The sequence below is a fragment of the Kytococcus sedentarius DSM 20547 genome (assembly GCF_000023925.1).
Classification (GTDB): domain Bacteria; phylum Actinomycetota; class Actinomycetes; order Actinomycetales; family Dermatophilaceae; genus Kytococcus; species Kytococcus sedentarius.
Genome location: NC_013169.1, coordinates 2,395,782 through 2,408,005, shown reverse-complemented (window position 1 = coordinate 2,408,005; position 12,224 = coordinate 2,395,782). Strand labels below are relative to the sequence as shown.

At 73.3% G+C, this 12,224-nt stretch carries 9 protein-coding genes; 6 read left to right on the top strand and 3 right to left on the bottom strand.

Going from position 1 to position 12,224, the window contains the following annotated elements; genetic code table 11:
• Positions 1–118: 118 nt before the first annotated feature.
• Positions 119–1,315, bottom strand: a complete 1,197-nt coding sequence (locus tag KSED_RS11345; protein ID WP_015780226.1) for an AI-2E family transporter — start codon at positions 1,313–1,315, stop codon at positions 119–121.
• 23 nt (positions 1,316–1,338) lie between these two features.
• Here KSED_RS11345 and KSED_RS15570 point away from each other — a divergent pair, with 23 nt between their 5' ends.
• The 6 genes from KSED_RS15570 to tyrA all read left to right on the top strand — a co-directional run bounded on the left by KSED_RS15570 (position 1,339) and on the right by tyrA (position 8,953).
• Positions 1,339–1,470 carry a hypothetical protein gene (locus KSED_RS15570; protein WP_015780225.1) on the top strand — a complete coding sequence of 44 codons (132 nt, stop codon included), beginning with the start codon at positions 1,339–1,341 and terminating at the stop codon, positions 1,468–1,470.
• Positions 1,471–1,560: 90 nt separating this feature from the next.
• Complete coding sequence (locus KSED_RS11340) at positions 1,561–2,523, top strand: NUDIX hydrolase (RefSeq protein WP_015780224.1); 963 nt, start codon at positions 1,561–1,563, stop codon at positions 2,521–2,523.
• 169 nt (positions 2,524–2,692) lie between these two features.
• Positions 2,693–3,820 (top strand): quinolinate synthase NadA, encoded by a 1,128-nt coding sequence (gene nadA / locus KSED_RS11335; protein ID WP_015780223.1) that lies wholly within the window; start codon positions 2,693–2,695, stop codon positions 3,818–3,820.
• Positions 3,817–5,781 carry an FAD-binding protein gene (locus tag KSED_RS11330; protein WP_015780222.1) on the top strand — a complete coding sequence of 655 codons (1,965 nt, stop codon included), beginning with the start codon at positions 3,817–3,819 and terminating at the stop codon, positions 5,779–5,781. Before nadA ends, KSED_RS11330 begins: the two co-directional genes overlap by 4 nt.
• On the top strand, positions 5,778–6,791 hold the full coding sequence (gene nadC / locus KSED_RS11325; RefSeq protein ID WP_015780221.1) for a carboxylating nicotinate-nucleotide diphosphorylase: 1,014 nt from the start codon (positions 5,778–5,780) through the stop codon (positions 6,789–6,791). Before KSED_RS11330 ends, nadC begins: the two co-directional genes overlap by 4 nt.
• Before the next feature lie 41 nt (positions 6,792–6,832).
• Entirely contained in the window at positions 6,833–8,953 is a 2,121-nt protein-coding gene (gene tyrA / locus KSED_RS11320; RefSeq protein ID WP_015780220.1) for a bifunctional chorismate mutase/prephenate dehydrogenase, read from the top strand.
• A 41-nt stretch (positions 8,954–8,994) separates the two neighbouring features.
• On the opposite strand, the gene KSED_RS11315 is transcribed toward tyrA, so the two are convergent.
• Both KSED_RS11315 and KSED_RS11310 read right to left on the bottom strand, forming a co-directional pair.
• Positions 8,995–10,266: a M20 metallopeptidase family protein gene (locus KSED_RS11315; RefSeq protein WP_015780219.1), complete on the bottom strand. Its 1,272-nt coding sequence runs from the start codon at positions 10,264–10,266 to the stop codon at positions 8,995–8,997.
• A gap of 241 nt (positions 10,267–10,507) precedes the next feature.
• Positions 10,508–12,076 (bottom strand): HNH endonuclease signature motif containing protein, encoded by a 1,569-nt coding sequence (locus tag KSED_RS11310; protein WP_015780218.1) that lies wholly within the window; start codon positions 12,074–12,076, stop codon positions 10,508–10,510.
• Positions 12,077–12,224 lie beyond the last annotated feature (148 nt).

Sequence of the window (12,224 nt, the reverse complement as noted above, 5' to 3'; positions counted from 1 at the left end):
ACCGGGATCTCCCAGTGGCCATCAGGCTCGGACGGTGGATGGGATACCCACGGGGCACCGGAAGAGCGCAGCGGGTCGGAGTTCGCTCCGACCCGCTGACTGATGTTCCGGGGGTCGTTCAGGCCGAGGGGGCCGCGCCCGCTGATGGGGCCGCCCCCGCCTCGCCCTGGTCCGCCTCGTCCGCGGCCCCGGACTCACCAGCTCCCTGCCCCTGCCCCTCCTGGGGGGTCTCGCCCAGCAGCGCCGCCATCCAGCGGTTGCCCGGGATGTGGTCCACCAGCAGGGACTTCGCGAAGATCGTCGCCGGCACGGCCACCAGGGCGCCCAGCGGGCCCAACAGGTAGGCCCACACGATCAGTGAGACGAAGATGACCGTCGCGTTCAGTCCCACCATGTCGCCCGTCACGCGCGGCTGGATGATGGTCTGGAACACGAAGTTGATGGCCCAGTAGCCCACTGCCACGACCACGGCGATGAACGGCCCCTTCTCCAGCAGCGCGATCAGCGTGGGCGGGATGAGCCCCAGCACGAAGCCCACGTTGGGGATGTAGTTGGTGACGAAGCTGAACACGCCCCAGGTGATGGCCAACGGGATGCCCAGGGCCCACAGGAAGACCACGTCCACCAGCGCGACGAGGATGCCGAAGACCGTGGTGACCAGCCAGTAGGAACGCACCCGGCGCGCGAAGTCGCCGAACGCAGCCGCCGCCCCGGGACGCTGGTCGGCCAGCACGCGCATGCGGGCCTCCATGCTGCCGGTGTCGAGCACCAGGAAGATCAGTCCGATCACCAGCAGGGTCAGCAGCGAGGCCCCACCTGAGAGCTGCCCGGCGAGGTTGCGCACCACGCCGGCCACCTGCCCGGGCTCGACGTTCGTGAGCAGGTCCTCCAGCTGCGACTCCTCCACCCCGTATCGCGCCAGCTGGGAGATGGTCTGGTCGTACAGCTGGGTGCCCTGTTCGACGTACTCGGGCATGACCTCCACCAGCCGCAGGACCGACCACACCATCGACCAGGCGATGGCGGCCAGGACCGCGTAGATGGCCAACAAGGAGGCCAGGGTGGCCAGCGGCCCGGGCACCTTGTGGCGGCGCATCCAGGTCACCATCGGGTAGGCCGTGATCACGAGCGTGAGGGCCAGGAACATCGGGCCGAGCATGCCGGCCTGGCTGCGGATGCCCGCGCCGATGATGACCAGTGCCGCCAGCCCGACCAGGGCCATCACGGGGTTGATGGGGGCGGGCCGCGCGTCAGCAGCCGTCGCCTCCGGGGGTGCGGCGTGGGTCTCGTCGGGGTGGGGAAGTCGGGTGCTCACCCGGTGAGCGTACGCAGCGGCGGGTGGATGCGGGGTGCGCCTGTGGGTGGGCGCACCCCCGCTCGCTGGCGCTGCACGTGATGCCGGACTGCTCCCGCACCGACGGGCGCGAGTGCACCCCGCTGGCCGTGCGCGGCATCGACGTCCGGCGCTGAGGCGGGGAGGTCGTCGCTGGAGCGGTCGTCGACCCTGCGGGGTCGGTGTGCGATGCGCTGGGAGATGACCGGTCGTGCTGGAATGACGGTGTGTCATCCCAGGTAGCCGCCGAGCTCGTCGCCGTCGTGATCGGCGTGGACGACGTCGTCCCGGTGGTGCTGGCGACCGACGACGCGCTGCCCCACGGGCCGCTGGAACCCGCGCACCGCTCGTTGCAGGCGGGGGTGCGGGCGTGGGTGGCCGAGCAGAGCGCCGTCCAGCTGGGGTACGTGGAGCAGCTTTACACCTTCGCCGATGCCGGGCGGTTGCCTGGGGAGGCGACGTCCCCGGAGCCGGCATCGAGCGACCAGTCACCCAGCGCGGAGACGGTGGCGCCGGGCCGGACGGCCGCGCCCCACGAGGCGGTGACGGCGGGCCGGACAGTCGCCATCAGCTACCTGGGTCTGACGCGCGCGACCTCCCGGGCGCAGTGGATGAGTATCTACTCGCTGTTCCCGTGGGAGGACCGGCGTGGGGCCGACGCTGCGCTCGACGACTCGCTGGCCGCTGCCCTGCAGGCCTGGGCGGGGGTGGATGCCGAGGCCCGCGCCCGGGTGACGTACACCTTCGGGCTCGACGGGGAGCCCTGGCAGCCGGACCTGGTGCTGCAGCGCTACGAGCTGCTGTGGGAGGCCGGCCTGGTTGCGGAGTCGGCGGGGTCCGCCCACCCCGCCACCGGGCGACCGATGGTGCACGACCACCGGCGCATCCTGGCCACCGGGCTGGCCCGGTTGCGCTCGACCCTTCAGTACCGGCCGCTGATCTTCGAGCTGCTGCCCGAGGAGTTCACGTTGGGCCACCTGCAGGCCACCGTCGAGGCGCTCGCGGGCCGGCAGGTGCACAAGCCGAACTTCCGTCGGTTGGTGCTGCAGCAGGCCGAGCTGGTGGAGCCGACGGGGCGAACGAGCAAGGAGACCGGTGGGCGCCCGGCGCGGCTGTACAGCTACCGCCGTGCGGTGCACGCCGAGCGCCGCCACGTGGGCACCAAGCTGCCCCGCCCCAAGGTCCGCTGAGCTGGCCCCGGTCTGTTCGGCCCGCAGATCCGTGCGCAGCTCGTGGCGGTGCGTTCGGGAGGGTCCGCGCGATGAGGCGTCCGCCCGCCAGATGTGACCCGCGCCACGGCATGATCTACCCTTGTGCTCACTGTGAGCATCTACTCACTATGAACACAAGGGAGTCCGCGTGACCACCACCTCCACCTCGCCCAGCTCCGCGCCGTCGCCGACCGCCGCGCCGTCGCCGACGCCCTCGCCGGCCACCACCTCCTCCGCAGCCACGCCGCTGGCCACCCCCCGCGTCCGCCACCGAGCCACCGAGGCCGAGCGCCTCGACGTCGCGGCCGCCATCGAGGCCACCCGCGAGGAGTACGAGCGCGTCCGCCACGTCATCCCCGCTGCCGAGTGGGCCACGTTCGCCCAGGACGTCGTCGCCATCCGCGAGCTCAAGCGCACCCGGGACGCGGTGGTTCTGGCGCACAACTACCAGACCCCGGAGATCTTCCACGGCGTCGCGGACCTGGTGGGCGACTCCCTGGCCCTGGCGCGGATGGCCCAGGAGGTCGAGGCGCAGACCATCGTGCTGGCCGGTGTGCCCTTCATGGCCGAGACCGCCAAGCTCCTCAACCCCGGCAAGACCGTGCTGGTGCCCGACGCCGGCGCCGGCTGCTCGCTGGCCGACGGGATCACCGTGGCCGACATCGAGGCCCTGCGCGCAGCCCACCCGGGCGTCCCGGTGGTCACCTACGTCAACTCCAGCGCCGCCGTGAAGGCCGCCAGCGACATCTGCTGCACCTCGGGCAACGTCGAGAAGATCGTCCGCCACCTGGGCGCCGAGAGGATCATCTGCGTGCCCGACGAGTACCTCGCCCGCAACGTCGCGGCAGCCACCGGGGTGGAGGTCATCACCCACCCTGCGCGCTGCGAGGTGCATGAGCGCTTCTCCGTGGCCGACATCGCCCAGCTGCGCAGCGAGCGCCCCGGCATCACCGTCATCGCGCACCCCGAGTGCTCGCCCGAGGTGGTGGCCGCGGCCGACGTCGCCGGCTCCACCGCGCAGATGCGCGACCACGTGACCACCCACCGCCCGCCGCAGGTCGCGCTGATCACCGAGTGCTCCATGGCGGACAACATCCGCGCCGCGCAGCCGGACCTGGAGTACGTCCAGCCGTGCAACCTGTGCCCGCACATGCGCCGCTCGACCCTGGCCGGCATCCGCGCCGCGCTGGAGACCGGCGGGCCCCAGGTCACGCTCGACCCCGCCACGGCCGCGGGTGCCCGCCGCGCCGTCGAGCGGATGCTGGAGCTCTCGTGAGTGCCCGGGAGGAGAGTTCGCTGGGCACCGCCGCCCGGGTGGGTGCGAGCGCCGATGCCGCCGCGCCGGTGAGTGCCCCCGTGGTCGTCGTCGGCGCGGGTCTGGCCGGCATGGTCACCGCGCTGCGCCTCGCGCCGACGCCGGTGCTGCTCGTCTCCCCGCTGGAGCCGGGGCGGGGTGGGTCTACGGAGCTCGCGCAGGGTGGTCTGGCGGCCGCCATGGGCACCGGCGACACTCCGGCCGCGCATGCCGTCGACACCCACGCCGCGGGGGGCGGGCTGTGCGATGCGGCGACCGTCACCCGCGTGACCGACGCCGGCCCCGACGTGGTCGCCGAGCTGACCGCGCTCGGGGTGACCTGGGACCGGACCGCCAGCGGGCCCCCGCACGCGGGCGCCATGTGCGGCGCCCTGTCCCTCGGGCGCGAGGGAGGCCACGGACGACACCGCATCGTCCACGCCGGCGACCGGACCGGTGCCGCGATCGCCGCTACCCTGGCCGATGCGGTGAGCTCCGCCCCGCACATCACCCACCTCGCGAGTGTGGTTACCGAGGTGGTGACCGGTGGCAGCGACAGTGCGGACCCCGCAGGGCGTTCTGGGTCCGGTTCCGCGGGGCTGCTCTCCGACGACCCCGGCCGCGTCACCGGTGTGGTGGTGCGCACGGCCGGGGGCACGCACCGGATCGCCACCGACCGGGTCGTGCTGGCCACCGGGGGCTACGCAGGCCTGTACGCGCTGACCACGAACCCGTCCACCACTCGGGGTGCGGGCCTGGCACTCGCCGCCCGGGCCGGCGCGCGTCTGGCGGACCTGGAGTTCGTGCAGTTCCACCCCACCGCCCTGGACCTGGCCGCGACGCCGGCAGGCGCGACGCCGGCAGCCGCGACCGGTAGGACGTTGCCAGCCCTGGGCAGCGCCGAGACCGCCGCATCCCTCGGCCGCCTGCCGCTGCTCACCGAGGCCGCCGCATCCCTCGGCCGCCTGCCGCTGCTCACCGAGGCCCTCCGCGGCGCCGGGGCGGTGCTGCTCAGCGACGGGCATCGCTTCGTCGACGAGGTGGCCCCGCGTGACGTGGTCGCGGCCGCCGTCCACGCCGAGCGACGGGCCGGTCGACGGGTGGAGCTCGACTGCCGCGCCGTGCCGGACCTCGACCGCTTCACCGCACTGTCCGCCACCGCCGCCGCAGCCGGCCTGGACCCGCGCCGTGACCCGCTGCCGGTCTGCCCCGCGGCCCACTACTCGATGGGGGGCGTGCTCACCGACGCCCGCGCCCGCACCGACGTGCCCGGTCTGTGGGCCGTGGGTGAGGTCGCGTGCACCGGGCTCCACGGGGCCAACCGATTGGCGTCCAACTCACTCCTCGAGGCCGTGACCACCGGCCGCGCTGCGGCGGAGGACCTGGCCGCGTGGTCGGGGGGCGGTCCTCGCAGCGCCGACGCCGCCGACGCCTCGCATGCCGCCGACGCCGCCGATGACAGGTGCCGCCCGCCCGCGGACCCGCTGGCTGCCTGGCACGACGGGTGGCGCTCGCCCGTGGCGCCCCACCGCACGATCCGGGCAGACGCCGTAGACCTGGCCCTGGCCGGCACGCCGCGCGATGCCGCCCCACCCGCCAGCGCAGTGACCGGTGACCCGGCCAGCCGCCGGCACGTTCTCGGGCCCGACACGGTGGTCAGCGAGCTGCTCTCCGTGCACGCCGGGGTGGTCCGGACGCGTGACGGCGTCCAGCACGCCCTGACCGCACTGGCCGACCGCCCCGGTGACGACGCCCTCGTCGCCCGGTTGCTGCTGCGATCCGCCCTGCGACGCGCGGAATCGGTCGGCGGCCACCGGTGGGGTGCGCCTGATCCCGCCGCACCAGGGGCTGCTGCGCCCGGGGCTGTCGCGCTGGAGTCCGCCGCCGCGGAGGCCTGCGTGGCACCCGGGGCGACGCTCACCGCATCGGGGGTGGGCCGATGAGCACCGCTGACACCTGTTCCGCCGGCGCGACTCGCCCTTCGGCCACGCACGGCTCCCCGCGACCGCGCGACGTCGACGCCCTGGTGGCCGCTGCGTTGGCCGAGGACGTGGGCGAGATCGGCGACGTCACCGCCCGCGCCACCATCCCCGCCGACGCCACCGGTGCCGCCGTGGTCGTCGCGCGAGAGGCCGGCGTGGTGTCCGGGCTGGACTTCGTGGTGGCCGCGTTCGAGCAGGTGGACCCTCGGCTGACCGTCCAGCTCCTGGCCGCCGACGGAGACCGCGTGGCCCCCGGTGCCCACCTGGTGCGTGTGGCGGGGCCGAGCCGCGGCATCGTCACCGGTGAGCGGGTGGCGCTGAACTTCCTGGGGCTGCTCAGCGGTGTCGCCACGACCACGGCTCGGCTGGTGGAGGAGGTCGCCGGCACTGGCGCGCAGGTGGTGGACACCCGCAAGACCGTCCCCGGCCTGCGCGCGGCGCAGAAGCGCGCGGTGCGCCACGGCGGGGGAGCCAATCACCGCCTCGGGCTGCACGACGCGGTGATGGTGAAGGACAACCACATCGCCCTGGCCGGCGGGGTGACGGCGGTGCTGGAGCGGCTCGCCTCCGGGCCGGATGCGCCGGGGCACATGGTCCGCATCGAGGTGGAGGTTGACACGCTCGACCAGCTGCGCGAGTTGGCGGCCTTCGAGCGGCGCCGACTCGATGCCGGTGCGCGGCCGGTGGTGGACGTCGTGCTGCTGGACAACATGGGGCCCGATGGTGTGGCCGGTGCCGTGGCGTTGCTCCGGGCCGCGGGCCTGCACCCGGTGGTGGAGGTCTCTGGTGGGGTCGCCCCTGCGGCCGGAGAGCCCTCCGCGGCCGGCGAGCTTGGTGGCCACTCCCCGGCCCGCGCGCTCGCCCTCGCTGGAGCCGACGTGCTCAGCTCCGGGGCACTCACCCACTCCGCCCGGTGGCTCGACGTGACGCTCGAGGACGAGCCGGTACGGGGGTGCCGGGCCGCGCGCTAGGGGATGGCCGTGTGGTACTAGCCGCCTTCTAGACTCCCGCCATGCAGAGCGCCGCGTCGACCATCGCCGAACAGGGCCGCCGCATCGTCGTGGTGGGGGGTGCCGGTGCGCTGGGCTCCCGGTTCGTCGAGTGGTTCCGCAGCGGCGGCGACCTGGTGCACGTCATCGACCCGGCTGCGCCGGGGGTTCCCGCTGGTGCGCCCGGTGGTGGCGCGTCCGGTGGGCCCAGCGCGTCGGAGGGTCCGGCGGGTGACCCCGACGCGGCGGCGTTCGCGACGGCGGACCTCGTCCTGGTGGCGGTTCCGATCCGGGTGACCGAGCAGGTCATCGCCGCCCTGCCCCCGCTGCGCCCCGATGCCGTGCTGGCCGACCTCACGTCCGTGAAGGCCCCCGCCCTGGCCGCGATGCTGGCCGCTCACACCGGGCCGGTCGCCGGCCTGCACCCGATGTTCGGTCCCGACGTGGCCGGTCCCGCCGGAGAAGTGGTGGTGCACAGCCCCGGGCGCGGTGAGGTGGGCTGGATCCTCGACCGGATCGCCGGGTGGGGGTGCCGGGTGGAGACCGTGGAGGCGGCCGAGCACGACCGGCTCATGGGCATCATCCAGGCGCTGCGCCACACGGTGACCGTGGCCTACGGGGTGGACCTGCGGCGGGAGGGCGCCGATCTGGACCGGCTGCTCGCGCTGAGCTCGCCCATCTACCGCACCGAGCTGATGATGGTGGGCCGCCTCTTCGCCCAGGACGCCGAGCTGTACCACGACATCATCACCGCCTCCGAGTCGAATCTCGAACTGCTGGAACACTTCCACGAGACATTGGGTGATCTGGTGAAGCGACTGCGGTCGGGGGACCGCGACGGGTTTGTCGCCGAGTTCGAGGCGGTGCGCGACTACTTCGCCGGGCACTCCGAGGGGTTCCTCGCCGAGAGCCGGGAGCTGCTCTCGGCCGCCAAGGCGCTGCGGGCCGCCACGGCGGAGGAGGCCTCGGAGGCGCTGGCGGGCGGGGCGGACGAGGGGGGTTCGCCGACCCCGGGTGGCGCGCCCACGGCATCGACGGCGGACGATCTCGCCGCCCGGCTGGCGCCGCACCGTGCGGAGATCGACCGCATCGACCGCGAGCTGCTGCGGCTGGTGAACGCGCGGGCGGCGCAGGCTCGCGCCATCGGCACGATCAAGGGGACCGCCGCCGCCTACCGCCCCGAGCGCGAGGCGCAGGTGCTGCGCGGCCTGGTGGAGCGTAACCCCGGACCGCTGCCGGACGATGCGGTGCGCCGTGTGTTCCGTGAGCTGATGAGTGAGTGCCTGGCGGTGGAGCGGCCGCTGACGGTCAGCTACCTCGGGCCGGCTGGGACGTTCACCGAGCAGGCGGCCGTGCGGCACTTCGGCGGGGCGGCGGTGACGGTGCCCGCATCGAGCCTGGAGGAGGTGCTGCGCGAGGTGGAAGCGCGGCAGGCCGATTACGCGGTGGTGCCGGTGGAGAACTCGACCGAGGGTGCTGTGGGGCGGGCGCTGGACCTGTTGTCGCGGTCGCCGCTGGAGGCCGTGGGGGAGGTGCGGCTGCGGATCGTGCACCACCTGATGGGGCGCGCGCCCGCGGGTGCGGGCGCGGGACCGGTTGTGCGGCGGGTGTTCGCGCACTCGCAGGCGCTGGCGCAGTGCCAGGAGTACCTGACGCGCCACCTGCCCGATGCCGAGCGCGTGCCGGTGAGCAGCAACGCCGAGGCCGCGCGTCTGGTGGCCGAGCTGGCGGCGCATGGCGTGCACGACGTCGCGGCGCTCGGGCCGGCCGGGGCGGCGGAGCTGTACGGGCTGGAGGTGTGGCGTTCCGGGGTGGAGGACGACCCGGAGAACACCACGCGCTTCCTGGTGCTGGGGCACGAGTCGCCGCCGCCCAGTGGGCACGACCGGACGAGCCTGGTGGTGTCGCCGCCGAAGACCGACCGTGACGGTGCGCTGCTGGCGATGCTGCGCCCCCTGGCCGAGCACGGCGTCTCGATGACGAAGCTCGAGTCCCGTCCCATGCGCGGCGTGCTGTGGCAGTACCTGTTCTTCATCGAGGTCGACGGGCACGCCGCCGAACCGGGCGTGGCCGCCGCGCTGGAGGAACTGCGCAGCTCCGCGGTGTTCTTCAAGCTGGTCGGGAGCTACCCGCGGGTGGACTGAGCCGTGCGACGGCCGGTGCGTCGGCCGGTGCGGCGTGGTGTTCAGCCCGCCAGTCGCCGCAGCGCGAGGTGGCTCAGCGTGGCCGCCATGGTGGGCAGCACCGCATCGTCGAACAGCACCAGTGGCGAGTGGTTGAACGCGGCGGTGGCGGGGTCCACGTCGTCCGGCGAGGCGCCGACGTAGAGGAACACGCCCGGCACCTCGTTGGCGACGAACGAGAAGTCCTCACCCGTCATCCGGGGCGTGGGGTGGCGGGTGACGGCCTCGTCGCCGAACAGCTCCCGCAGCCACCCTGCGGCCTGCTCTGTGGCGTCCGGGTCGTTGTGGGTGACCGGGTACTGGCGTACGAAATCCACCTCAGCGGTGCAGCCATGGGCCCGCGCGATGTTCTCGGCCGCCCGGTGGGCCTCGGCCTCGATGCCGTCGAGCGCCTCGTCCGAGATCGTCCGCACCGTGGCGCCGAGTCGGGCCGACGGTGGGATGACGTTCACCGCATCGCCCGCGCTGAGCTGCGTGACGGTGGCGACCACGGGGTCGAACACGCTGAAGGCGCGGGTGATGCGGGCCTGCAGGGCCGTGCCGAACTCGAACAGGGCGGGCACCGGGTCGGTCGCCAGGTGCGGTTGGGAGCCGTGCCCGCCCGCGCCGTGCATGGTGACGTAGAGCCGGTTGCTGCTGGCCATCGCGGGGCCGACGGCGTACTCGATGCGGCCGCGCTCGCCGGGGAAGACGTGCAGCGCGTAGGCGGCGACGACCTGGTCGTGCGTGGCACCTGCGGGGCGGGTAGCGGTCTCCCCGGTGCGCGCGGCGTCGAGCAGCCCCTCCTCGAGCATGTACGTCGCGCCGCCGAGGGACTCCTCACCGGGCTGAAACATCAGGATCACGCTGCCGTGCAGCTGTTCCTGGCGCTCGCTGAGCAAACGCGCCGCTCCCACGAGCGCTGCGGTGTGGAGGTCGTGGCCGCAGGCGTGCATCGCGCCGTTGCTGCTCCGGTACGGCAGGTCGTTCTGCTCGGTAAGTGGCAGGGCGTCCATGTCCGCGCGCAGGATCACCGCCGGGCCAGGGTGCTCACCGCGCAGAACGGCGACCACCGAGGTCGTGGTGTTCCCTGTGGTCACCTCCAGTGGAAGACCCTCGAGCGCTGCCAGGACTCTCGCCTGCGTCTCCGGGAGGTGCAGTCCCACCTCAGGCAGCTGGTGCAGCTCGCGTCGCAAGGTCACCAGGTCCTCGGCGATGGCCTCGGCGTCCGCCGTGAGTCTCTCGTCGTCCGGGGCCGGTCCTGCCGGGTCCTGCAGGTCGTCCGTGCGGGGCATGGGTGCTCCTCGGGTCGGGGTCACGAGGCTAGGCCGTCCTGTCCCACCGTGAAAGGGGCCCGCGGGATTCCCCGGGTCCGGTGCGGGGCCAGGCCATGGGTGTCGAGTGGCGGTGGACACCCCAAGGCCGTGGGCGTCCCCGAGGCCACGCGCGTGCGATGCGCCCGTCGTGCGGGACACCAGTACACCGACGTGCACCCCGGGGCCACGGGCGTGCGATGCGCCTGTCGGCGGTAAGAGGTCAGCATGTGGCGCCCTGGCGGCGGCGGGTGAAGGTGATGGTGGCCATGCCGCTCGCGTCCCGCGTGGTGGTGTGGCTGTAGTGAGGATGTTCTACGAGGCGGTTGTGCCTGCCGCACAGAGGGATTCCGTTGGAGAGGTCCGTCCTCCCTCCCCCGGGATGGAGGAGTTGACCACCTGGCCCGTATCTCGGTGACCACGGGTTGTCATGGTGAATCTCGCACCAGGCGAAGGGTCGTTCGCAGTCCCGTTCGGCGCAGGAGTCGTACTTCGCGGCGAGGGCTGCCTTTTGAGCATCGTTGAAGAAGCGTCGTTGTCGACCAAGGTCCAGCGGGATGGAGTCACCGCCCATGACGACGGGGATGGTGCCCGCGTTGCTGGCCAGCCGCCGTACCTCTGCGGCCGAGACCTCGTTCCCGGTGTCCGTGATTCCCACTCGGTTGACCTCTCCGCGGAGGGTCTCCAGGTCGGTGGTCACCAGCAGGATCGCGTTGATCTTGGAGCCGAGCTTGTCGGTGGGCAAGTGGTCGATGAGTTCTGCCAAGGCCTGACCGCGCTGCTGGTCGCGCAGCTGCCGGTCGAAACGTGCGTCGCCCGTCCCGTGCGCGCCCATCGCTCCGTCGCTGGCGCTGGGTGCCGCGGCGCCAGTGGTGCCCACCGTGTCAGCGCAGGCGGTGCCCGGCAGGCCCCCGCCCGCTTCGCCACCGCCCGTCCCCGGGTATGTGCCGCTGTCCTTGGTGCTGCTGCGACGTCGGGGGCTGGTCAGGGTGTCCAGCGCCTTCTTGAGCATGTGGGCCTGCAGGTCAGGCAGGGTGAACTGGCCGAACCACGTGCCGTCGTGGTTGTCCTTCATCCAGAACGACGCTGCCTCCCAGGCGGCCTGCTCCTCGGTGCGCACCACGTCGTTGTGGTGCTCGTCGACCTCAGCGTCTGGAAGATCGAGCTCTGCCAGGGCGCGCTTGGCGGCCCTGCGCAGCTTGGCAGGGGACAGGTGCTGGGCCTTCGAGACCAGTCCGGTCTCCACCCGCGAGCGCTGCTCCTCGGTGAGGTGGTCGGGGAGGCTCTCCAGGGCCTGCGTGATGATCAGCGCCTGCTCCCGGTTGATCAGCCCGGCGTCCCACGCCTGGGCGGTCGGCGAGTGGGCGGGCTGGCCCTCATCGAGCTGTCCGTCGCCGGCGGGAGTGTCACCCAGACCAGTCGCGTCAGTGCCCGGGGTGCGACCTCCCCGAGGGTCAGCCGCTGGGTCCCTGGGGGCGGGCCGGTGATTGCCCAGCGCCTTCGCGAGGTCGGCGTCGCGCCCCACCTGGCGGGCACTGGTACGGGTGCGCCCGGCGGTGAACTGTGCGTCATCGAGGTGGTGGGCGTTGCCGGCTTCGCGGGTGGCGCGGACGACGTCCAGGGCGCGGATGCGGACTCGGTCGTGCCGGTTGACCAGGGTCTGGACCTCCCGGACCAACCACTCCAGGTCACGACTGTCCAGGGTGTCGGCGCGGGCCCCGAGGTCGGCCACGGCATCGAGAAGGGCATCGACCGTCGCGTTGGCCTCCGCGCAGAGCTGCTGAATCACCATGGCCGGGTGCGGCACGCTGCTGGAGTCGGGAAGAGGGTTGGTCGCGGTGGGGTCTAGGCCGGGTGCATCCGTTCTGGGCGCCGGGCTGCCACCGGTCGCTCGTTGCGATCGCGGGTCGAGATCCCCGGGCGCGGTGGGCGTCGTGGCG

What these genes read in the sequence shown, in the direction of transcription:
- tyrA (WP_015780220.1), top strand. Translation starts at nt 6,833, where the DNA reads ATGCAGAGCGCCGCGTCGACCATCGCCGAACAGGGCCGCCGCATCGTC.
- KSED_RS11310 (WP_015780218.1), bottom strand. Translation starts at nt 12,076, where the DNA reads ATGGTGATTCAGCAGCTCTGCGCGGAGGCCAACGCGACGGTCGATGCC.
- nadC (WP_015780221.1), top strand. Translation starts at nt 5,778, where the DNA reads ATGAGCACCGCTGACACCTGTTCCGCCGGCGCGACTCGCCCTTCGGCC.
- KSED_RS11315 (WP_015780219.1), bottom strand. Translation starts at nt 10,266, where the DNA reads ATGCCCCGCACGGACGACCTGCAGGACCCGGCAGGACCGGCCCCGGAC.